This is a genomic window from Parafrankia sp. FMc2 (genome assembly GCF_041008525.1).
Taxonomy (GTDB): Bacteria; Actinomycetota; Actinomycetes; order Frankiales; family Frankiaceae; genus Parafrankia.
The window spans coordinates 13,170-34,610 of record NZ_JBFLUG010000070.1 but is presented as its reverse complement, the minus strand read 5'-3'; the positions used below and the strand labels follow the sequence as shown (position 1 = coordinate 34,610).

Annotated in this window: 18 protein-coding genes; 6 read left to right on the top strand and 12 right to left on the bottom strand. The window is 70.8% G+C overall.

Features of this window, described 5'->3' with window-relative positions; translation table 11 throughout:
* Window positions 1-58: 58 nt before the first annotated feature.
* Window positions 59-1,300, bottom strand: a complete 1,242-nt coding sequence (locus AB1460_RS22270) for an MFS transporter (RefSeq protein ID WP_368963832.1) — start codon at window positions 1,298-1,300, stop codon at window positions 59-61.
* Window positions 1,301-1,313: 13 nt separating this feature from the next.
* Window positions 1,314-2,120 carry an alpha/beta fold hydrolase gene (locus AB1460_RS22265; RefSeq protein ID WP_368963830.1) on the bottom strand — a complete coding sequence of 269 codons (807 nt, stop codon included), beginning with the start codon at window positions 2,118-2,120 and terminating at the stop codon, window positions 1,314-1,316.
* 166 nt (window positions 2,121-2,286) lie between these two features.
* On the opposite strand from AB1460_RS22265, the gene AB1460_RS22260 reads away from it, so the two are divergent.
* Window positions 2,287-2,502 carry a 2TM domain-containing protein gene (locus AB1460_RS22260; protein WP_368963829.1) on the top strand — a complete coding sequence of 72 codons (216 nt, stop codon included), beginning with the start codon at window positions 2,287-2,289 and terminating at the stop codon, window positions 2,500-2,502.
* An 82-nt stretch (window positions 2,503-2,584) separates the two neighbouring features.
* Here the strand turns inward: AB1460_RS22260 and AB1460_RS22255 are convergent, their stop codons facing one another.
* The 4 genes from AB1460_RS22255 to AB1460_RS22240 all read right to left on the bottom strand — a co-directional run bounded on the left by AB1460_RS22255 (window position 2,585) and on the right by AB1460_RS22240 (window position 9,695).
* The gene (locus AB1460_RS22255; RefSeq protein WP_368963828.1) at window positions 2,585-3,304 is read right to left on the bottom strand and encodes an ABC transporter ATP-binding protein; all 720 of its coding nucleotides are present in this window, start codon (window positions 3,302-3,304) and stop codon (window positions 2,585-2,587) included.
* Window positions 3,301-6,321, bottom strand: a complete 3,021-nt coding sequence (locus tag AB1460_RS22250; RefSeq protein ID WP_368963827.1) for an ABC transporter permease subunit — start codon at window positions 6,319-6,321, stop codon at window positions 3,301-3,303. The genes AB1460_RS22255 and AB1460_RS22250 overlap by 4 nt, the downstream gene beginning before the upstream one ends.
* 138 nt (window positions 6,322-6,459) lie before the next feature.
* Complete coding sequence (locus AB1460_RS22245; protein WP_368963825.1) at window positions 6,460-7,602, bottom strand: ABC transporter substrate-binding protein; 1,143 nt, start codon at window positions 7,600-7,602, stop codon at window positions 6,460-6,462.
* Between the two features lie 887 nt (window positions 7,603-8,489).
* A complete protein-coding gene (locus tag AB1460_RS22240) occupies window positions 8,490-9,695 on the bottom strand; it encodes an amidohydrolase family protein (RefSeq protein WP_368963823.1) in 1,206 nt (401 codons plus the stop codon).
* 307 nt (window positions 9,696-10,002) lie between these two features.
* Between AB1460_RS22240 and AB1460_RS22235 the strand changes: the two genes are divergently transcribed.
* On the top strand, window positions 10,003-11,949 hold the full coding sequence (locus AB1460_RS22235) for a RecQ family ATP-dependent DNA helicase (RefSeq protein WP_368963822.1): 1,947 nt from the start codon (window positions 10,003-10,005) through the stop codon (window positions 11,947-11,949).
* Window positions 11,950-12,013: 64 nt separating this feature from the next.
* On the opposite strand, the gene AB1460_RS22230 is transcribed toward AB1460_RS22235, so the two are convergent.
* A complete protein-coding gene (locus tag AB1460_RS22230; RefSeq protein ID WP_368963820.1) occupies window positions 12,014-12,415 on the bottom strand; it encodes an MmcQ/YjbR family DNA-binding protein in 402 nt (133 codons plus the stop codon).
* A gap of 401 nt (window positions 12,416-12,816) precedes the next feature.
* Here AB1460_RS22230 and AB1460_RS22225 point away from each other — a divergent pair, with 401 nt between their 5' ends.
* Window positions 12,817-12,957, top strand: coding sequence for a hypothetical protein (locus tag AB1460_RS22225; RefSeq protein ID WP_368963819.1), 141 nt, complete (start codon window positions 12,817-12,819; stop codon window positions 12,955-12,957).
* A 120-nt stretch (window positions 12,958-13,077) separates the two neighbouring features.
* Window positions 13,078-13,479 carry an MmcQ/YjbR family DNA-binding protein gene (locus AB1460_RS22220; protein WP_368963817.1) on the top strand — a complete coding sequence of 134 codons (402 nt, stop codon included), beginning with the start codon at window positions 13,078-13,080 and terminating at the stop codon, window positions 13,477-13,479.
* A gap of 4 nt (window positions 13,480-13,483) precedes the next feature.
* Here the strand turns inward: AB1460_RS22220 and AB1460_RS22215 are convergent, their stop codons facing one another.
* Complete coding sequence (locus tag AB1460_RS22215) at window positions 13,484-13,831, bottom strand: VOC family protein (protein ID WP_368963816.1); 348 nt, start codon at window positions 13,829-13,831, stop codon at window positions 13,484-13,486.
* A 191-nt stretch (window positions 13,832-14,022) separates the two neighbouring features.
* Between AB1460_RS22215 and AB1460_RS22210 the strand changes: the two genes are divergently transcribed.
* A complete protein-coding gene (locus AB1460_RS22210) occupies window positions 14,023-15,474 on the top strand; it encodes a sugar porter family MFS transporter (RefSeq protein ID WP_368963815.1) in 1,452 nt (483 codons plus the stop codon).
* Between the two features lie 19 nt (window positions 15,475-15,493).
* Here AB1460_RS22210 and AB1460_RS22205 read toward each other — a convergent pair whose 3' ends face one another.
* Both AB1460_RS22205 and AB1460_RS22200 read right to left on the bottom strand, forming a co-directional pair.
* On the bottom strand, window positions 15,494-16,072 hold the full coding sequence (locus tag AB1460_RS22205) for a hypothetical protein (protein WP_368963813.1): 579 nt from the start codon (window positions 16,070-16,072) through the stop codon (window positions 15,494-15,496).
* 294 nt (window positions 16,073-16,366) lie between these two features.
* Window positions 16,367-16,969 carry a TetR/AcrR family transcriptional regulator gene (locus AB1460_RS22200; RefSeq protein ID WP_368963811.1) on the bottom strand — a complete coding sequence of 201 codons (603 nt, stop codon included), beginning with the start codon at window positions 16,967-16,969 and terminating at the stop codon, window positions 16,367-16,369.
* 207 nt (window positions 16,970-17,176) lie between these two features.
* Between AB1460_RS22200 and AB1460_RS22195 the strand changes: the two genes are divergently transcribed.
* Window positions 17,177-17,992: a mycofactocin-coupled SDR family oxidoreductase gene (locus tag AB1460_RS22195; RefSeq protein WP_368963809.1), complete on the top strand. Its 816-nt coding sequence runs from the start codon at window positions 17,177-17,179 to the stop codon at window positions 17,990-17,992.
* 171 nt (window positions 17,993-18,163) lie between these two features.
* Here AB1460_RS22195 and AB1460_RS22190 read toward each other — a convergent pair whose 3' ends face one another.
* Together AB1460_RS22190 and AB1460_RS22185 are read right to left on the bottom strand one after the other, a co-directional pair.
* Window positions 18,164-20,116, bottom strand: a complete 1,953-nt coding sequence (locus tag AB1460_RS22190) for a 2'-5' RNA ligase family protein (RefSeq protein ID WP_368963807.1) — start codon at window positions 20,114-20,116, stop codon at window positions 18,164-18,166.
* Complete coding sequence (locus tag AB1460_RS22185) at window positions 20,116-21,429, bottom strand: OmpA family protein (RefSeq protein WP_368963805.1); 1,314 nt, start codon at window positions 21,427-21,429, stop codon at window positions 20,116-20,118. The genes AB1460_RS22190 and AB1460_RS22185 overlap by 1 nt, the downstream gene beginning before the upstream one ends.
* Between the last annotated feature and the right edge of the window lie 12 nt (window positions 21,430-21,441).

Genomic DNA, 21,441 nt, shown 5'->3' with positions numbered 1-21,441 from the left:
AAGCTGGCCGCGGCGGGCGAGCTACTCGGGCTCCGATCCGCTCAGGCTGCCGATCCGCTCAGGCTGGAGCGGCCATCGGCGCCGCCCTGATTCGGGCGATGGTGGTGGCGTACAGAAGCAGACCGGCCGCGGTGAGGACGAAGCCGGCCCAGACGGTGGACAGGGTTCCCCAGCCGGCGTCGAGGGTGACCGCCCCGCCGATCGCGCCGAGTGAGTTGGCCAGGTTCAGGGCGGCCAGGTTCAGTGCCCCCATCAGAGTTGGGGCACCTGGCGCGAAGCCGGTCAGCCGGACCTGGATGGTAGGGATCGCGAACATCATTGTTGCGCCGACGCCGAACAGGCAGGGCAGCAGAACCACCAGATTGTCGCCGGCCACGCCGATCAGCACCAGGAGCCCGAGAACACCGCCATAGCCCCAGATCAGGCCACGGTTCTCGTACCGGTCGGCGGCACGTCCGCCGAGATGGTTCCCCACCGCCATACCGAGCCCGAAGACGGCGAGCGCGAGGGGGATGAAAGACCTGTCCTGCCGCGCCGCGTCGGTGACGAACGGACCGACGAACGTGTAGACGGCGAAGATGCTCGAGATGCCGAGCGCCGCGACGACGACCATCACCCAGACGTTGCGCTGGCGCAGGCCACCGAGCTCGTTCGTGACGGAGCCGCCCCGCAGGTCGTCGGTGCGCGGCAGCCAGGTCACCAGGGCGGCGCCGGCGATCAGGCCGAGGGCGACCACGGTCCAGTACATGGCCCGCCAGCCGGCGTTCTGGCCGATGAGGGTGCCGAGCGGCGACCCGGCGATGGTCGCGACGGTGAGCCCGCCCATCACCGTCGCGAACGCCCTGCCGCCCCTGCCCGGGCCGTACACATACGCGGCGACGACGGCCCCGGCGCCGAAGAACGCACCCTGCACGCTGCCGGCGACGAACCGGAAGACGACCAGCAGCGCGATGTCCGGCGCCACGGCGGAGAGCCCGTTACCGAGCAGGAAAAGCACGATCAGGCCGAGCAGCAGAGTGCGTCTGTTGACTCGGGCGGCAAGCAGAATGATCGCCGGCGAGCCGATCACCACGCCGAGGGCGTACGCGGTGATCGCATGCGTCGCGACCGGGATCGACACGTCCAGATCGGATGCGAACAGCTGGATGATGCCGTTGCTGCCGAACTCGCCGGTGCCGATCGCGAAGGTACCGAGCGCCAGTGCGAACAATGTCGGGGTCGGATTCCTGATGGGCGTGTCCGCGGTCGTGTGCCGCCCTTCCTCGGCGGTGCACTGGCCTTCGAATGCGCGCTGATGCATCGTCCCGCCTTCGTCAGCGCGCGGCGCGCCTGATGAGGTCGACCGTCGCCCCGGGCTGCGAGATCATCGCGACGTGCGAGGCATGGGCCTCGACGGTGCGCGCGCCGGCCCGCTGTGCCATGAACCGCTGCGCCGCGGCGGGAAGGACGTTGTCGTTGCGGGCGACGAGGTACCAGGAGGGGATGGTCTTCCAGGCCGGGGCCCCGGACGGCTCCTGCAGCGTGCGCACGTCGCTCGGCCGCTGGCCGGCCCACATCAGGTCGGTGGTCGCCTTCGGGACGTCGCCGGCGAACACATCGCGGAAGACCTCCTTCCTGATGTACCCGTCGACGCCCCCGCTGTAGGGACGGAAGTCCAGCGCCGCCTCACCGAGCCTGCTTCCCGGGTACTTCGTCTGCAGGCCCAGCAGCGTCTCGCCCTGATCGGGCACGAACGCGGCCACGTAGACCAGGGCCGTCACGTTGGCGTTGCCGGTCGCGGCATTCGTCACGACGATTCCGCCGTAGGAGTGCGCGGCGAGGACGAGCGGGCCGCTCAGGGTGGCGAGAAAGCTGGCCAGGTAGGCGGAGTCGGCGGCAACGCCGCGCAGTGGGTTCGGCGGGGCGACGACCGGGTAGCCGTCGCGGATGAGCCGGGCGGCGACGTCGTTCCAGCCGGAGGCGTCGGCGAACTGGCCGTGGACGAGAACCACGGTGGGTTTCTGCCTGTCGTCAGGCCGGGTGTGTGCCTGCGCCGCAGTCGATCCGAGCACGGCCGCGGTCGCGGTCGCGGCGGCCGCCGCGGTGGATCCGACCAGCAGTGTTCGACGGGTGCTCATCATCGGTGTTGACCCTTCCGGTTTCCGCTGTTCCCGCAGCTGGCAGCTGCGATCGGGGATCAGCGTAGAACCGGGCACTTGACGGGCACTAAACGATTCCGGATGCACGCCGACAGCGGATTCACAGAAAGTTCAGTCGCCATCAAGTACGTCGATCTAACCTGCGACAATGAGAGCGAACAAAACCGAAGGCCAGCTTGCGTGGGGCCTTCGGATTCACGTTTCCTGCTATTTGCTGGCCAATCTCGCCCAGGTCCTGGTGTGGGCCCTCACAACCCCGGACCATTTCTTCTGGCCGCTGTGGTCGATACTGGCCTGGGGAATCGGACTGGGTTTTCACATCTGGGCGGACTACCCGCCGGCCAGGTCGAAGGCCAGGCGGTAGGTGACAACGACCGCCGGCCTCGCCCCGATCCCGCGGTTGCGGGATCGGGGCGAGGCCGGGCCGGGCCGGGTGAGGCGACTGCCTACGCAGCCTCCTCCTCGCTGATGCCGAGGTAGGCGCCTTCCAGGAGTTCGGGGGCGGCGGCCAGTTCGCTGGCCGATCCCCGCAGCACGATGCTGCCCCGGTTGAGGACGGCTGCGGTGTCGGCGACCTCGAGGGCGAGGTTGACGTGCTGCTCGACCAGGATCACCGCGCACTGATGGTCGGCGGCGATGCGGCTGACGGTGCTGAACAGGTCCTCGACGATCAGGGGGGCCAGACCCATGCTGAGCTCGTCGATCAGCAGCACCCGGGGCTGCTGGATCAGGGCCCGCGCCATGACCAGCATCTGCTGTTCGCCGCCGGAGAGCGCCCCCGCCGGCAGGTGCCACCGCTTCTCGAGCGCCGGAAAGGTCTCGAGGAGGCTTTTCGCCTTCGGGCCGTTGCGACGGGCCGCGACCTTGATGTTCTCCTCGACGGACAGCGAGGTGAACAGGCAGCGGTTGTCGGGGACGAGTACCACGCCGGCCGCGTTCGCCGTGGCGGGTCGGCCGTTACGCAGCCGCTTCCCGTCGACGCTGACGGTGCCCTTCTGTGCCGGCAGCAGGCCGGCCAGGGTCAGCAGCAGCGTCGTCTTGCCGGCGCCGTTCGGTCCCAGCAGCGCCAGTACGGAGCTGGCCTCAACCGTGAGGTCGAGGTTCCGGAAGGCGGTGGTGCTGCCTCTCCCGCCGCTGAGGTCGGCACATTCCAGCCGGGTGGTCATGTGGTCACCGCCGAGGATGTGGTCGCGGCGGCCGGAGCGGCCTCCGCGGTGGGGGGGGTCGTCGTCTCCGCCTTCGACGGTGGCACCTGCGCCGCCGCCTCCGCGGATGTCTCCCCTGCTCCCTTCGTCAGTGGCGCCGGCGCCACGATGCCCGGGGACGTCTCCTCGACGTCCTCCACATCGCCCGCCGGCGGTGCCGCGTCGACCGAGGAGTCGTGCACGGAGCCCAGGTAGGCGTCGGCGACCGCGCGGTCGGCACGGATCGCTGCCGGGTCGCCCTCGGCGATCACCTTGCCGAAGTCGAGGACGTAGATGTAGTCGCACACCGACAGCACGAGGGAGACGTCGTGGTCGACGAGAACGATTCCCACTCCCGTGCGACTGATCGAGCGGATGCGCTCGCCGAGCCACACCGTCTCGGTGGTGTCGAGCCCGGCGGCCGGTTCGTCGAGGAGCAGGGCCCGGGGCTTGGTCGCGCAGGCCCGGGCGATGGAGACCAGCTGGCGTTCGCCCTGGCTCAGTTCGTCGGCGTGCCGGTCGGCCCGGTCGGCAAGGCCGACGAGGTCGAGTGCGGCCGCCAGGGCGCGGTGGCGTTCGTCGGCGCTCGCGCCGAACAACGCCGCGCGGACGTTCTCCTCGACGGTGAGGTCGTCGTAGAGCTCCAGGGACTGGAACGTGCGGGCGAGGCCGCGCCGTACCCGGGTGTGCGTCGGGAGTCCCTCGACGTTGTCGCCGCCGAGCTTGATGGTGCCTGAGGCCCGGGTGAACCCGGTCGTCGCGTCGATCACGCTGGTCTTGCCGGCGCCGTTCGGTCCGATCAGACCGACGATCTGGCCGGCGGCAACCCGCAGCGAGACCTCGGAGACAGCCGTCACGCCGCCGTAACGAACCGTGAGCCCGGTGACGTCGAGCACCGTGGCCCCCGGTTGCGCGGGTACCGCGGCCGGGGCCGCTGCCTGGTCGGTGGCGGTGGCCGCGGAGGTGCCGGTGCCCGCGGAGGTGCCGGTGGCCGCCGCGGCGGGAGTTGCGGACTCGGGCGTGATCGCCCTGGTCCCGTCCGCCGAGCTTGGAGCCGGCCGACGGCGATGGCGTAGTCGGTCGATGCGGTCGGCGAGCTGGTGGCCACCGCTGGCGAGGCCTTCCGGGTGGCCGATGAGGGCGACGAGGAGGGCGACACCGGTGATGACCGGGAACCAGTCGCCGAGATGGACCCAGCGGTCCATCGCGATGAAGGTGATGCCGGAGGACGCCATCACTCCGGCGAGGATGCCGCCGTAGACGGAGGTGACGCCGGCGAGGTACGCGGTCGACAGCAGGGCGAGCCCGCCGAGCGCCGTGAACGAGTCGAAGGTGACGACATCACGCCGGTAGGCCAGCAGGCTTCCACCCAGGCCCGCGATGAAGGACGCGATGGCGAAACTGGCGACCTTGACGGCGACGACGTTGATGCCGATGCCGGCGGCCGACTGCTCGTTCGCGCGGACAGCGAGCATGGCCGAGCCCAGCGAGCTGGTGCGCAGCCGGGCGACACCCCAGGCCACGGCCACCAGGACCCCCAGGCAGAGCAGGCCGAAGGGAATCCGTGGGAAAGCATGGCCGGTGCCGATGCTGAGGTCAAGACCGAAGATCTCCGGCTGGGTGACCCGGGCCCCCTGGCTGTCGACGATCTGCGTGTTGCGGAACCACACGGCTTCGATCGTGTAGGCCAGCGCGAGGGTGACGATGCCGAGAGTCAGACCCTTCAGTCGCAGCGCGGGTAGTCCGATCACCACACCCAGCACCGTCGCCACGAGCGCGGCCAGCAGTGGCGCGAACGGGAACGGGATGTGCCAGCTCTGGGTGAGGCCACTCAGTGTGAAGGCGGCGCTGCCGGCCAGCGCGAGCTGGGCCAGTGACACCTGCCCGGCGTAGCCGGTCACGACGACGAGCGACAGACCGATGATCGCGGCGATGAACGTTCCGATGACCGCGCTGCGCCAGGTCCCGCTGGTGACCAGCAGGCCGAGCACACCCACGCCGGTACCGAGAATCGTGGGCATCAGCAGGGACCGTGGCCGGGGGGCCCGACCCAGCGGCTGCCGGACCAGTCCGCCCCGGACCGCCAGGCCCCGTCCGGTGACGAGCAGGGCCAGCAGGATCACCACCAGCGGAACGAGTTCCTGCGAGCCGCTCCTCGGCAGCCAGGACGCGCCATCGGCGGCCAGCGCGGCGGCCTCCGACTGGACCATGCCGATGGCGATGCCGGCGACCACCGTCGGCACCAGGCTCTTGAAACCGCCGACCACCGCGGCGGCGAGCGCCGGCACCACGAACAGCGTGTAGGTGGTCGGGGACAGCGGGCTCAGCGGTGCGATCAGGATGCCGGCCGCACCAGCCGTCACACCACTGATCATCCAGTTGAACAGGGCGATCCGGTCCGGGGACACACCGCTGACGTAGGCACCGGTCTGGGACTCCGCCACCGCCCTCGTCAGCAGCCCGAACCGGGTGAAGCGGTAGACGGCGGCCAGCACCAGCGTCAGGGCCACCACGGCGACGACCAGATAGAACCGGTCGGACAGCACCCTCGCGCCACCGAAGTCCCACCGTTCCGCCGGGAAGATCGCCTCGACGCTGACCGGTGAGGTGCCGAGCCGGATCGCCATGACCGACTGGATGACCACCAGAACACCCAGCGACGCCACCGCCCGGGCCAGCTGGGGAGCCTCACGCAGCGGTCGGAACACCGCCACGTACAGCAACGCGCCCAGGAGTGCCCCGAACAGCAGTGACAGCGCAGCCGCCGGTGCCAGCGGCCACGACCCGCCGATCTCGACCGACGCGGGCAGGCCGGGTATCAGGACGAGTAGTTCGCCATCACGTAAGAACGCGTAGGAATAGGCGACGTAAAGCGCGACCGCCCCGGTCGCGAAGTTGATGACTCCCGAGCTCCGATAGGTCAGTACGAGGGCGAGACCCAGCGCCGCGAATACCCCGCCGTTCCCGAGACCGAGAAGCAGCGAACCTACATGTTCCATGACGATCTCCCGGCATCTTCCGGATCATTCCTGCGAGCCATGGGGCTGGTTCGGCACTTCCGGCGGGAGGGACGCCGAGCGGAGGTGCCGAACCCGCCGCCGAGGAGATTCCTCGGCGGCCGGTTCAGTTCTCGATCATCAATCCGGGATCGAAGAGTTCCCGAGCACCTTGAACTCGCTGGGCTGACCGTCGCCATCGAGAGTCGTCGTCAACCCACCCCGCACGCAGGATGCCGGGGATTCCGGGTAGGCCTTGCCGTTGCACCGGAACTTCAGGCCGGCGGCGCCGGGCAGTTCCTTCTCCGGCATCGCCTTGATGGCGGCGGTGACGGTAGCCGGGGTGATCTCACCCGAGATGTCCTCAAGTGACGCCGCGAGGCCGGCGAACGTGACGAACATGCCCCGGCCCGCGGAGGAGCCGGTGTCGATGTCACTCCCGTAGGTCTCGATCACCGCGTTGTAGAGGAGGCTGGACGGATCGTCCCCGCCGACGGGGACGGAGGCGCCGATGACCATGCCCTCCAGCACGTTTCCGGGCACCGCCTTGCGGGTGGCGTCCGTGATGCACTGCGAGATGGCGCTGACCTTGCCGTCGTACCCGACCGCCTGCAGGCCGTTGATCGCGCTGATGCAGAACGAGTCGTTACCGATGATGAACACGACACCGGGATCGACACCCTGCAGCTGCGGCGTCATGTCGGCCGTGCCCGGGGCGACCCGGATGAGCTCGTACTCGAGGCCGGCCTCCCGCATCAGGCCGGGGGCGACCTCCTCCGCGCTGTGCAGCGCGGCCGGCACGTCGATGACGATCGACGTCACCTTGTCGAGGCCCTCGTCCGTCGCCAGGTTGATGGGAAGCTGCAGCGTCGCGAAGTTCGGGTCACCCACGGTGAAGCTCGTCGGGTCCGAAAGAATCGCCGGGCTGCCGGCACCGAAGAACATCGTCGGTATGTCCGCGTCAGCCAACGGCTGCCATACACCCTCGGCAACCGCGGACTCGCCGACCGCAACCGCGACGACGTCTCTCTCCACCATCTGGTTCCCGCAGTCGGCGCCCCTGGCCGGGTCCGCCTGCGTCTCGCACTTCACGATCTCGACGGGCCGGCCGCCGATACCGCCGCGGTGCTCGTTCAGGTACTTGACCGTGGCGTCCGCGACGGCGAACTGCACGGAGTTGTCGATGGCGGCGGACTTCCCGTCCGAGATGATCCCGATCAGGACGGGCTCGCCGGTGGCGTTGTCGACCGGCCCGAGCGCGTCGGCGGCCGCGGTCGGGTCCACCGTGGTGGGCGTATCTCCGTCATCCGAACTACACGCAGCAGCGAACATGAGCAGGGCTAACGGGCATGCTAAGAGCGCCCTAGCCGACCGCCGCCGCGACCGCGTCGACCGGTCGCGTGGGAGGACAACCCTGGACCGCATATACCTTCACCTCAAAGTTGTCGGAATCATCTGGGCCGTGGCGCTATCAGCCACGCGAAGACATCCTCGCCGGGGCAGGTTGCTTCCGCGAGGCCGCCCTGGATTTGCCAGGCCCACCCTCGCTACGAGTGTGCGCATACTCTCAACCTTCGACGTCGACGTCAACATATACCGACAAGATCATCAACTGCCGCAGGCCAGCCGCCCGCATCACCCGACCATCGGACCGTCAACCGTGTCCGCCGCCCGCATCGCGCACGCACCACGCGAGATCCCCCTCTGGCCGCGGAGGTCACGTTGCCGCCGAGGATCGCCGTCGAACCCCGAAAGCGGTCTGTACACCCCACCGCCGGTGCCATACCGAGGGCGACCCGTTCCCGCTCGCCTCGGGCGCTTCAGGATAGTGATCCCGGGAAGGAAAACAAGTACCCAGATCCAGCCGCCGCTCATCGAGGAGTTCCGCCGACAATAGAAGATCTTGCCGGCGATCGGGGGCCAGGCATGTGGTTGCTACCTACATGCATTTAACGGAAGATCAATTCCCCGGGTCGGCCGGTTGTCGGTCTTACCGACGGATTACGGTCTCCACGGTCCGGCGGGTCTGCAGGCCCGGCGGACCGGGTCCGGGTCCGGGTCCGGGTCCGGGTCCGGGTCCGGGTCCGGGTCCGGGTCCGGGCGGGATGATGCCACTCGCGGCCCTGCGGGAGCCAGCCTGGGCACCACCGTCGCCCGCGGTCCTCGCAGGGTTACGGAGTGATCGCCGGCCAGTCGCCGCCTGGCAGCGGGTGCCGGAACAGCCTGGCCGCATTGCCACCGGCGATCATCACGGCCTCGTGCCGAGGGATGTCCGCGAAGCGCTTGCGCAGCAGGTCCTGGGAGCCCGGCCAGGTCGAGTCGGCGTGCGGGAAGTCCGTCTCGAACAGGATGTGGTCGATGCCGATCAGGTGACGCTGGTCGAGCGTGCCGGGGTCGTCCAGCATGCAGAAGTAGAAGTTGCGACGCAGAGCCTCACTCGGTGTGACGTCGTATGCCCACGGCGTACCGCCGCCACCGGAATGCTCGAGGACGTAGTCGAGGCGGTTGATCGCCATCGGCACCCAGCCGATGCCGCCCTCGCTCAGGGCGATCCTGAGATTCGGGTAGAGGGCCGGAATGCCCGCCCACACCCAGTCGACGGCGGCGCAGAACGCCCCGGCGGGGAACAGCGATGTCTGGACGTTGAGGCCGCCACCGGGCGAGCCCTGGAGGACGAAACCGCTTGCGCCGCAGTGCAGCGAGATGACAGTGTCGGTTTCCTCGCAGGCCCTGAAGAACGGCTCCCAGTGCTTCAGGTCGGTGATCGGCGGAAGCTTCAGCAGGTGCGGTGACTCGAGGAACGACACCGACGTGAAGCCGAGCTCGGCGTTGCGGCGGATCTCCTGCGCGGCGACCTTCGGGTCCCGGAACCAGGGCAGCTGCATCGGGATGAAGCGCTCCGGGTAGGCGCCGTGCCACTCCTCCAGCATCCAGCTGTTCCACGCCCGGACCGCGGCGAGGCCGACCTCCTCGTCCCGGTTCATCGACAGCACCCGGCCGGTGAAGCCCCACGCCCCGGACGGGAAGCACAGCGATGCCCAGACGCCGTCGAGATCCATGTCCCGCACGCGGGCGTGGACGTCCCAGGCGGACCGGCGCATCTCGTCGAAGTTCAGCGGGTCGAGGTTCCACTCGGACTTGGGGCGCCCGGCGACGACACTCATCCCGTTGTCGCGGTAGAGCCGGTCGCGGTAGAGCCAGGCCTCCGACCCGTCCGGCGTCGTGATCACCTGAGGCGCCTGGTCACGAAGCCTCGCCGGGAACCGCCGGGCGAAGACGTCGGGGGGCTCGGTGAGGTGATCATCCACCGAGACGATCGAGAAGCTGCGCTCCTGCGGTTCCGGGTCCGCGAGCAGCTGCCAGGTCGGTCTCGGCATCGTGCGCTCCTGATGGTCGACGGCGCCAGCGCTAGTTCGCGAGCGCTTACTCTCTTCGATCCTAGCCCCAATCCCGGCCCGGGTCCCCTGTCCGGCGCGGACCGGGCCCCGGTACCGCGCCGTGCCCGGCGGAGGACACGACCTTCGCGTGAAACCTTCGCGTGAAGGGGCGTCCGCCGGGGTACACGCCTGAGCAATGCGGACTTTTCTGGCACATCCCTGGGAGACCTTCGGTCGCCTCCTCGATCGTCGGCCCGGCAGTCGGGTGCTTCCACGGCAGCCGGCGAAGGCGCCGGGCAGCGACCCAGTGCCGGGCAGCGGGCCGGCGGCGGGCAGCGGGTCAGCGCCGGTCGTTCCCACGGCGCCCGTCGACGTCGACGTCGACGGGTCCGGCCTCCTCGGCGCGGCTGCCGAGCCCGAGGGACCAGACGGCGCCGACCGGTCTGACCGGCCTGACGGGCTCGCCGAGCCCAGCGGGCCTGACGAGGCAGACGATCTGCTCTCCGCGGTGGCCTCCGCGGCGTTCGGTTTCGACGCTCTGCGGCCCGGCCAGCGCGCGGCGATGCGGGCGATCCTCGAGCGTCGTGACACGCTGTGCGTGCTGCCGACCGGGGCGGGCAAGTCGGCCGTCTACCAGATTCCTGCCCTGTTACTCGAGGGGCCGACCGTCGTCGTCTCACCGCTGATCGCGCTGCAGCGGGACCAGGTGCGCGGGCTGACCGCGCGGCTCGACAAGGCCCGTGCACACGACGGGCCGCCGTCGACGGACGCGCCTGCCTCCGACAGCACAGCAGTGATGGCGAACTCGCAGGTCAGCGCCAAGGCCGTCGCCGAGGCGTTCGACGCGATCCGCTGCGGCAACAGCGAGTTCCTGTTCCTGGCACCCGAGCAGCTCGCCAGGCCGCGCATCCGGAAGCTGTTACGAGAGGCTGCGCCGTCGCTCATCGTCATTGACGAAGCACACTGCATCTCGGCGTGGGGCCATGACTTCCGACCGGACTACCTGCGCCTGGGTGAGGTCATCGAGGATCTCGGCCATCCGACGGTGGTCGCGCTCACGGCGACCGCCGCACCACCGGTGCGCCGCGAGATCGCCGAACGGCTGCGGATGCGGGAACCGGCCGAGATCGTGCAGGGGTTCGACCGGCCCAACATCCACCTGGCCGTTCGCACCTTCGTCGAGGACGGCGACAAGCGCGCGGCACTCGTCGAGTACGCGGCGACACAGGCCAAACCCGGCATCGTCTACGCGGCGACCCGGCGAGCCACCGAGGAGATCGCCACGGAGCTCGCCGACCTCGGCCTGCACGCCCGGCCCTACCATGCCGGGCTCGCCGCCGGTCTGCGCCGGGAGACGGAGGAGGACTTCCACGCCGGCCGCTGCGAGGTCATCGTCGCCACCACCGCGTTCGGGATGGGCATCGACAAGCCGGACGTCCGCTTCGTCGCGCACGCCGACGTCCCCGACTCCGTCGACTCCTACATGCAGGAGATCGGCCGGGCCGGCCGGGACGGCCAGCCGGCGCTGGCCTGCCTGTTCTTCCGGCCGCAGGACCTGGGCCTGCGGCGCTTCCTCGTCGCCGGCCCACCCGATCCGGCGGACCTGCGCCGGGTCGCCGTCCTGATCGCGCACGCCGAGGAACCGGTCACGATGCCACGCCTGGCCAGGGAGGCCGGGCTGCGTGACTCGGCACTGGCCCGTCTGGTCGACCCGCTCGCGGAGGCCGGCGCCCTGACGGTACGCGGCGACGGCACGGTGGCGGCCCCTCCGGACGCACCCGAACCAGAGGTCGCGGTGGCGAGGGCGATGGAACGGGCCGAGGTGCGGCGGACGTTCGACCGCTCCCGTGTCGACATGATCCGGGGCTACGCCGAAACCCGCGGCTGCCGCCGGCGGTTCCTGCTGTCCTACTTCGGGGAGCCGGTCGACCGCTTCGAGCCGGCCGGCTGCGGCGCCTGCGACACCTGCGACGGGCGGGACGCGCCTGCCGCCGGGCCGGACGGCGACCGGGCTTCCGCCGGGAGCACCGAGGGTGAGGGCGGGCAGCCCGCGCCGTTCGAGGCGGGCACCCGGGTGCGGCACGAGCGCTGGGGCGCCGGTCAGGTTGTCAGCGTCGACGGTGACCGCTTCACCGTCCTGTTCGACGACGCGGGCTACCGCACCCTCGCGGTCGAGGCCGTGCTGAACCGCGGGCTCGTCGTCCCACTGCTGCCCACGGCCTCGCAACCGGGATCCGTGACCCATGGTCCGTAACCCGTAGCCCATAGCCCATAGCCGGCGTCGGTACTCTCGCCGGACTGCCCGCCCTGTACCGGGTTCAGCCGAAGCTGATGTCGGACGAGTCGTCGGCGCCAGCCCCGTCGAGGCTGCCGACGAGCGGTTCCGGGGCACGCATCCGCCACGCGTCGGTGACGAGCTCCCGCAGGCGGTCGACCTTCAGCCTCGCCAGGCGCACCATCACGAGGGGCGTGCCGCCATAGCCCGGGGCGGTGAAGAAGAGGTCGGGCTCGCCGAGCAGGAGCGCCTGTTTCTCCGCCTCGTCGCCGACGTACAGCACCGCGATGTCGGTCCGGATCACCCGCGGCTTTCCCGGCGTGCGCTCGGGATAGGACCAGACGAATCCCCTGTCCCCCACCCGGAAGTCAAAGCCTTCGCTCTCGACCTCCACGACGTTCGGCAGACCCAGCGCCAACCGACGCACGTCATCGGCGTCAGCCACCGAGACCCCTCCCTGTCAGCGCCATCGGGTGGCGCATACCTCCGAGCGGTTCCGCATCGCCCGAGGATGGTACGCAACCCCAGCCGGCACCCACCGGGCTCCCTCGCCAGCCTCCGTTCTCCCGCTGCCCGGGCTGCCCGGGCTGCCCGCAGCGGGACCCTGCGGAAATCCGCACCAGGAACCGGCTGGAAACCGGATCGTGCGGCCGAGCCACCCTTCCTACGGTCGGTGACGCGCCTGGAAACGGGCGAGCCGGGACGACCCGGTCGAGCGGCGGCTGCCCGGTGTCGTCGCCGGCAACGGCAACGGCAACGGGCGAGTCGGCGGGCGGCAGGTACGGCCTCGGCCTCGGCTGGAGGCCGCTGAGCTGCGGCGGAGGCGTCTGGACGCATGGCGGCGACGTGCCCGGGTTCAGCACGGTGGGGGCGGTCAGCGACAACGGCGCGACGTCAGCCGTCGTCTCGGTCAACATCACCGCCGAACCGCCCGTCCGCCAGGCGGCGTGGGATCTGGTCGACCATGCCCTGTGCACGGGCGTGTGATGCCGCGCCAGCGCCGCGAAGCCGATCACAGCGCCGCCTGCGAGCGGCGGGCGGCGGGCGGCGGCGTGCCGATGTCGTCGGGGCGGTCGCGGCGTCGGTCCCGACGCTACGGTGCAGGGCATGGCGACCTGGGATGACGTCCGGCGGCTCGCGCTCGCGTTGCCGGAGACGGACGAAGGGCTGTCGTACGGCCAGCGTTCGTGGCGGGTGCGGGCGAAGAACTTTGTCTGGGAACGGCCGCTGCGCCGGGCGGACCTCGCCGCGCTCGGCGATGCCGCCCCGGGCGGGCCGATCCTCGGTGTCAGGGTGGCGGACATCGGCGTCCGGGAGGCACTGCTCGCCGACGACCCAGGAGTGTTCTTCACGACGCCGCACTTCGACGGCTATCCCGCCGTGCTGGCCCGGCTGGACCGGATCACCGTCGCGGACCTCCAGGAGATCCTCGTCGAGGCCTGGCTCACCCGTGCCCCGAAACGCCTCGCCGCCCAGTTCCTGGCAGGCCGCACCACCGCACGGGGCTGATCACTCAGACCGACGGGTTCTCGATCAGCGTGATGGTGTTGCCGTCGGGATCGGCTACCGACGCCAGCTTCGCGTTCTTGGTCGTCGTGGTGGCCTCACCCACCCTGACACCGCGGCCGGCCAGGATCGCGGTTTCCGCCCCGAGATCGTCGACGGCGAAGTTCAGGGCCGACTGCCCGGCGCGGTCCGCATCGCGGAAGACCTGCACCCAGGCGTCCTCCGTGACGTGCCAGTCCGCCAGCCCCGGCATCGGGAGCGCGTCGGCGGGCCGGCCGAAGAACCGCTCGTACCAGGCGGTGGACGCCGCGAAGTCAGCCACGGGGACAACGGACAGGACCTTGGTCACGGGCACGGGATCACTCCGCTCGGGGTCGGCGAACATGCACGCGCGGCACACGTCAGGTGTGCTGTTCCTGCCCAGGTCGGTGCCGATGTCACCCGGTACCGTCGCCTGTTTCCGGCGGTCTGGAAGCTTCGGGGCACTCCGGGGCGAGGCGTGGGTACGTCTGGGTCCGTTCCTCGGAGGCAGGCCCGGAGGTTGTGATGACGAACGGAGTCGCCACGGCGTGGCAGAGGACGGCGGGGCGCGGGCGGAACCCGTTCGTGACGAGAGCGGCACTGTTCGCCGGGCTCGGTGGTCTGCTGTTCGGCTATGACACCGGCGTGATCGGCGGCGCCCTGCCCCTGATCGCCCAGGACTTCGACTGGGACAGCCCGTTCCTCAAGGGCGTCATCACATCGTCGCTGCTGCTCGGTGCGGCGGCGGGTGCGCTGCTCGCCGGCCGGCTGTCCGACCGGCTGGGGCGGCGGCGCCTGATCCTGATCACCGCGGTGGTCTTCGTCGTCGGCATCCTGGGAGCCTCGCTCGCCCCGGAGGCCATCTCCCTGGTCACGTTCCGCGTGGTCATCGGGCTGGGGGTCGGGTCGGCGTCGGTGGTCGTGCCGCTGTACATCGGTGAGATCGCGCCGCCGGATGTCCGCGGCGCCCTGGTGTCACTGAACCAGCTGTCGATCACCATCGGCATCCTGGCCAGCCAGCTCATCGCCTACTTCCTCACCTCGTCCGGCCACTGGCGCTGGATGATCGCCATCGCGCTCGTCCCGTCGGTGCTCCTCGGCCTGGGCATGCTGCGCCAGCCCGAGAGCCCCGCCTGGCTCGTCGAGAAGGACCGGGACGAGGAGGCACGCCGGGTCCTGGCCCGCGCCCGCGACGCCGGGGACGACATCGAGGGCGAGATCCGGGAGCTGCGCGACGTCTCGGCGGAACGGGCAGGCACCCGGGACGTCCTGAGCCGGGCGGTCCGGCCGGCGCTGGTCGTCGGCCTGGCGCTCGCCGTGATCCAGCAGATCACCGGCGTCAACACGGTGATCTACTATGCCCCGACCCTGCTGGAGTCGGCGGGGCTGGGCGAGCACGCCGCGATCGGCGGCACCGTCATCGTTGGCGTCATCAACGTCGCGCTCACCGTGCTCGCCATCGCCCTGCTGGACAAGGTCGGCCGCCGGGCGCTGCTGCTGGTCGGAACGGCCGGTATGACGCTCGGCCTGGTCGTGCTCGGCGCGGTCTTCGTCGGCCAGCCGGGCACCGTCAGCTCCACCCGGGCGATGCTGGCGATCGTGGCGCTGTGCGTCTACATCGGCTCGTTCGCCATCGGGCTCGGGCCGGTGTTCTGGCTGCTGATCTCCGAGATCTATCCGCTGCGGATCCGCGGCGCCGCGATGTCCGTGGCGGGGATCGCGAACTGGCTGGCGAACTTCGTGGTGGCGATCAGCTACCTGACGCTGCTCGACGCGATCGGGCGCGGGCCCACGTTCTGGCTGTACGCGGCGATCGCGCTCGCCTCACTGGCGTTCATGTGGCTGCGGGTGCCGGAGACCCGCGGGCGCTCACTGCCCGAGATCGAGGCCGATCTGAACATGAGCCCCGAGCAGGCCGAGCAGGACGTCGCTCCGGCACGTGCCCGTTCACGGCACCATCACCGGCACGCCCACTGACCGCGCCGGGGCGTGGGCGCTACTCGCGTGCGAAGCGAGGGAGACCCTCGCAGTTCCAGCCGGCCAGTCGGTGGGTGTCGGGGTCCGCGTCTCCGTAGGCCCTGGTCTCTCGGGAGATCTCCTGCCAGTCCGAACCCGCCCAGCCGAAAAGCACGCTCGTCTCGTCGTAGCCCTCGGTACCGGAGGGCCCGTCGATCCGCTGGGCGGAGGTGACCAGCAGAGTCGACGCCGGGCCCGATCGTCCGCAGGTGTAGCCGAGCCAGCCCGAATCCGCGCTGTCGACGACCCATCCCCCGGTCTGTCCCGCCGCGGCGGACGGCCGGTCGAGCTCGGCCAGCCGGCCGTCGCGGTAGGTCAACACCGTGAACCACATGGTGTGCGCCCCGAGATCAGTCAGCAGCACGATTTCTGCTCCGGGGATCCCGTCCACCGTCGCGGCTCCGTGCCAGGGTCTGGTGACGGCGGTCGACGTCACCGTGTCGATCGGATACTCCACGGCAGAACCGTCGGCGAGAAGGACCCGGAGAAGCCGCTGTCCGGTGTTCACCTGCCCGAGGGCGATCTCGTCGTCGGCGCCGTCACCGTCGACGTCCGCCATGGCGGCGGGTGTGCACCTTGCCATGGCTCCGCATGCCGAGCCCGAACCTGCGATGTCGTTCGCAGCCGGCGCAGATGTGATGCCGTTCGCAGCCGGCGCAGATGTCTGGTGCGGCTCGTCGGACCTGTCACAGGCCGTGAGTGACATCAGGACGACGAGGACCGCCGCCACCATGCCATCGGCAGGGGTCCGCCTTGCGGCAGCTGCTGTGCGGCAGTGTGGCATCTTTCCCCCAGGGTCTCGTGCCGCCGCAGGCGGACGACGGCCGTGGTGGTTTCGCTGGGCAGGGTGGTTTCACTGGGCCGGACGGCGCTCCCGGCGGTCCTCCAGGCGGGCGACGAGGCGGGCCATCGCATCGGCGGCCTGCTCGTGCGCGGTGTCGTGGCCGGCAGCCCGGTCGGCCACGACGGCGAACGCGAGCCCCTGCACCGCGGCGGCGACGAGGGCGGGCGGGAAGTCCTCCGGGTCGAGTCCGTACTCGCCGAGGATCGAGGCCAGGGCCTCCATCTGCAGCCGCCGCAGTTCCCGGGCCACCAGGCCGACTTCCGTCCGCAGCGCCGGCCGGTGGTTCGCCGCCGCCACGAACTCCACGATCAGCCCCGTTCCGCGCGGGTCGGAGACCAGCTCCCACCAGGCACGCAGCGGGTGGGGTGAGGACAGCGCCGCCCTGGTCCGCGCGAGCATCTGCTCCGCGCGCCGCCGCAGGACCGCCACGAACAGATCGTCGATCGTCGGGAAGTAGTAGTGCAGGAGCGGAGCCGTGATGTCGACGCGGGCGGCCACGCTGCGGGAGCTGACCGCGGCGTAGCCCTCGCTCAACATGAGCTCCTCGGTCGCGTCGAGGAGGCGACTCACCTTCTCCAGTGTCGCCGCCCGGCGTCGACGGGGCTCGGCCATGCACCTTCCTCCGGTAGACGGCGCCGGGTCCGAACGCCTGAAGACGTCCCATGATGGCGGACGCCCGGCTCGAAGGCAGGCTCCACGCTCGCGGCGGGACTGTGGCGCAATCCCGACGACCACTGCCACCGCCACCACCACGCCATGCGCATGGCCATGCCATGCCATGCCATGCCATCTGACGTCACGTCACCTCAGGGAGAACTGATGGGAAAGCTCGACGGCAAGGTCGCCTTCATCACCGGGGCCGCCCGCGGACAGGGCCGCGCCCACGCACTGCGGTTAGCGCAGGACGGCGCCGACATCATCGCGATCGACCTCTGTGGTCCGGTCCGGTCGGTCGCCTACCCGATGCCCACGCTCGCTGACCTCGAGCAGACGGCGAAGGACGTCGAGGCCCTGGGCCGGCGGGTCGTCGCGAGGCAGGCGGACGTCCGGGACTTCGCCGGGCTGGAGAAGGCGTTCCAGGAAGGCGTGACCGAACTCGGCCCGGTCCAGATCGTCGTCGCCAACGCCGGGATCGGCGCCGGCGGCGTGGCCACGGACGACGAGCAGTGGGAGGACGTCGTCGCCGTCAACCTCACCGGGGTGTGGAACACCGGTCGGGTCGCGATCCCGCAGCTGCTGGAGCTGAACCAGGGCGGCTCGATCGTGCTGACCAGCTCCACGGGCGGCCTGGTCGGCGTCGGCATCCCCACCGCCGGGTTCCTCGGCTACACCGCGGCCAAGCACGGGGTCGTCGGCCTCATGCGGTCGTGGGCGAACTTCCTCGCTCCGTACAACATCCGGGTGAACAGCGTCGCGCCGACCGCGGTCCGCACGCCCATGGCCGGTGACGGGAACCTGGCGAAGATCCTCGAGCTCGCCCCGCAGCTGGCCAGCGCGCTCACCAACGCGATGCCCGTCGATCTGGTGGAGCCGGAGGACATCGCCAACGCCGTCGCCTGGCTGGTGTCGGACGACGCACGGTACGTCACCGGCACGGTCGTCCCCGTCGACGCGGGCCTGCTGAACAAGCGGTAACCCGCCCACGCCGCGGACGACAGCGCGGGTCCTTGCGGACCAGCACGGCCCGGCGGCCCGGCGGACAGGTGGCCCGGCGGACAGGTGGCCCGGCGGACAGGTGGCAGACCGGCCGCCCGTCCGCCGGCCTGCCTCCTCCCGCCCGGTCACCACCCAGGCGCGTACACCTGGTCAGCCGAACACGCGGCCGAGGGGAATTCGGGCGACAACCTCGTGGTGGATGACACCGCGGCGATGGTCGCCGCTCTGCTCAGGCAGCTTCACGAGAGCGATCTCCCGCACCCCGACCTCGACCCGCGGTAGTTCCCGCAGCGCCGCGACGACCTCCACCACCGGGCGGGCGTCGAGCGTGCGGTTCGCGTACGCGATGTCGACGTGCGGGTCGTACACGTCGACATCGCTCATGTCCGGCGTGCCGGCAGGCCCCGCGTCGAGAACGCGGTCGTTCAGTGCCAGCAACGCCTCCCGCGGCTCGGCGGTCAGCCGGACGGCATCCGGGCTACCCGTCGGCGGTCCGAGGAGCAGCGTGAACGATTCGACGTCGGCAAGCGCACGCCGGGCGTTGGCGACGGCCTCGTCCACGTAGGCGGCGTCGATGTCGTCGGTGAAGGCGAGCTGCGCAAGGGTAAGCCGCAGCTCGCCGACCGGCACCGGGTCGAGCCCCGACAGTGCCAGGCGGCCCTGGCAGTGCTCGACGAGTTCGCCCAGCTCCGGCTCATCCTCGAAGGTGAGAACCCACTGGTAGGCACCCCGGCCCACGGTCCTCCCCGGACGGTTCCTGTGGCTGGTGAGGACGTCGAGGGTGCTGAAGAGGTGCCAGTCGTCGGTGGCGGGGTCACCGGTCGCCGGAAGAATCCGTTCCTGCCACTGACTGTCCGCGAGGGCGACCAGATGCTCCAGACGCTCGGCGGCGGGCGCCGGCGAGCAGGGGCCAAGGGTGTGCGCGGCGTGCAGCAGATAGCCGAACGCCGGCGGAGTGCGAGGCGTGTGCCGGAGCAGACTGATGCTGATCTCGGCGTCGGGGGGCTCGGGCTCCGGCCGCTGGGCGACAGGTGGAAGCAGGTCCGGAAAGCGGAGCCCTGCCATGGACCAGAGGTCGTCGATCTCGCTGTACGTTGCCCAGACCAGCCCGCGCAGGTGGATCCAGGCATCCTGATGGGCGGTGAGCGCGTACTCTGCCGCGGCTCGCAGCTGGCGGTACTCCTCCTCCGTGGTGGCGAGCTCGATGGCGGCCTCAGTGGCGCTCTGGGCGTCGGGGTTGTAGATGGCCACCTTCATGACGATGGTGCTGGCACTGAGCATGACGAGCAGGACGACAGCCACCACGGACAGAAACCGGCCACCACCGCCGCCTCCCGCGCTGACACCGGCGAGCTCGTCGGCCAGCGAGTTCGTCCGGCTCAGGAAGTCGGCGCGGGCCCATGCGACAGTGCCGATCGTCGCCAGCACAGCACCCGCGAGCGTAAGCGGGATCCACCACTCCGGCCGCGGTCGTCCGGTGTCCGTCCAGCCCGCACGCCGCCTGCGCCACACCGCGACCGGTTCGGCGAGGAGATGGCCGGACCAGTAGAGCAGCACGGCCAGCCCCACACCCGGAAGGTATGACAGCCAGTAGTGCACAGAGGACGGAGAACCGCCGACCCCGGTCAGGTAGCGGAAGAACTGCCCCAGGAACCAGACCTCGAACAGTGACACCAGCAGCGTCATGATCATCGAGATCGCCGGGAGGGGCAGCCAGCGCGGCGTGTGCAGGTGTCGGCGCCGGTCGTACGGGCCGTCATCGGCGTAACGGGCCTCGACTCGGGCCACCTGGCCGCGGGCCGCGACGATCTGCCGTCGGCGTATGAAGGAGGCGAGCTCCCGCAGGGCCGCCTCGGTCGCCGTCGCCACGCCGAGCAGGTTCCGTAGCGCCTGCTCCAGGTTGGGACGGGCCGTGCCCACCACCTCGGCGCTCTCCCGGAAGGCCAGGAGCTGCGCGGTGCCCTGCGGGTCGTCCTCGGCGTCCTTGGTCAGGAAGTCCGCCAGGCACCGGCACGGCGTGCCCCCGGGAGTCGGGCACTGGGGCGAAGCCGCGCACAGTGCCCATGGTCGTGGTTCAAGGGAGAACTGCCCGGTCACGCTCATCAGTCCGCCTCACCCAGGGAGATGACGATCTCGACCCGGCGGTTGCAGCTCATCGCGGTCAGGTCGGCGCTCCCGTCGGGACGCCGCTCGGGGCCGCAGGCCGGATCCGGGTGTCCTCTGCCCTGCCCGACGACCTCGCCGACCGGGATTCCCGAGGCCCGCAACGCGTCTGTGACCCGCTGCGCCCGGCCGAGTGAGAGGAGGTCGTTGTGCGCGTCGGTACCCCGCGAGTCGGTGTGTCCGACGACCTGGATGACCTTCCCCGACGTCTCGCGCACCCGCCGCCTCACCTCGGCGAGCGCCTCGTCCGCGATGCCGAGCAGCTCGGTGGAGTTGGTGGCGAAAAGCATCCGGTCCGGGAGGGCGACGACCATGGTCCCGGATGCGCGCCGCTCCTCCACCTGCGGGAAGGTGACGCCGGGGTCCTCGACGCCCGGCGTGCGCTCCGGCGCACGCGTCGCGCCGGCGCCGCCTGCCGGGGCGTCAACGACACTGTGGATGTCACAGGTCCGCGGGTCGGCGGTGGCCGCGCCACACAGCGCCTTCCAGAGGGAGGTGACCCAACCGAGCTGGGCGGTGCCCGGTATCGGCTGGTCGCCAGCCGGATGACCGATCCCCAGCATGGTCACCTGGGCTCCGGTGAGGTCGGGCAACTGGCCACCCGAACGGCACTGGTCGACGGTCGGCGCGGTGTCCCCACCCACAGGGGACTCCAACAGGTTCGCGCAGCCGGTGTTGGCGAGCCCGTCCGTGGCGACGACGACGTGTCGCTGCCCCGTCCCGGCCACGGCCAGCTGCCCGGCCGCCGCGGACAGCCCGCCCAGAACGTCGCTGCCCGCGGCCCGAGCCGGCTCCGCAGCCGCTTGGGCCAGCAGCTGCCGGGCACAGCGCAGCGCTCCCACCTGCGTCTCGAGCCTTTCCTGCTCGTTCGCCCGGTCCGGGATGGCGACAGTGGCCCAGGCAGTCGTTGTCGCGGAGCCGTCGAAGCCCGAGATGGTGATCGTGTCGCCGCGCCCGGCCGCCGCACGGATCTCGGCATCCAGTTCGGGCGCCGCGGCGAAGTTCACGCCCTCAGCCCCGCGCACGCTCGCGGAGCGGTCGACCAGCAGCGTGGTGATCCCGGCTCCCGAGCCGGGCGCCGGCTTCCGCTGCACACCGACGCAGGCATCCGCCGCCGGCTGCCCGGAGGGGCGCTCCTCCTGCCGACAGCCGAAGAACAGGCCGGCGCCGAGCGCGACAAGCGCAATCGCCGCGAACAGCACCCGCGGTCGTGGACCACGCGGCCGTGGCTGCCCGGCCATCGGCAGGCCCACCCTCGGCACGTT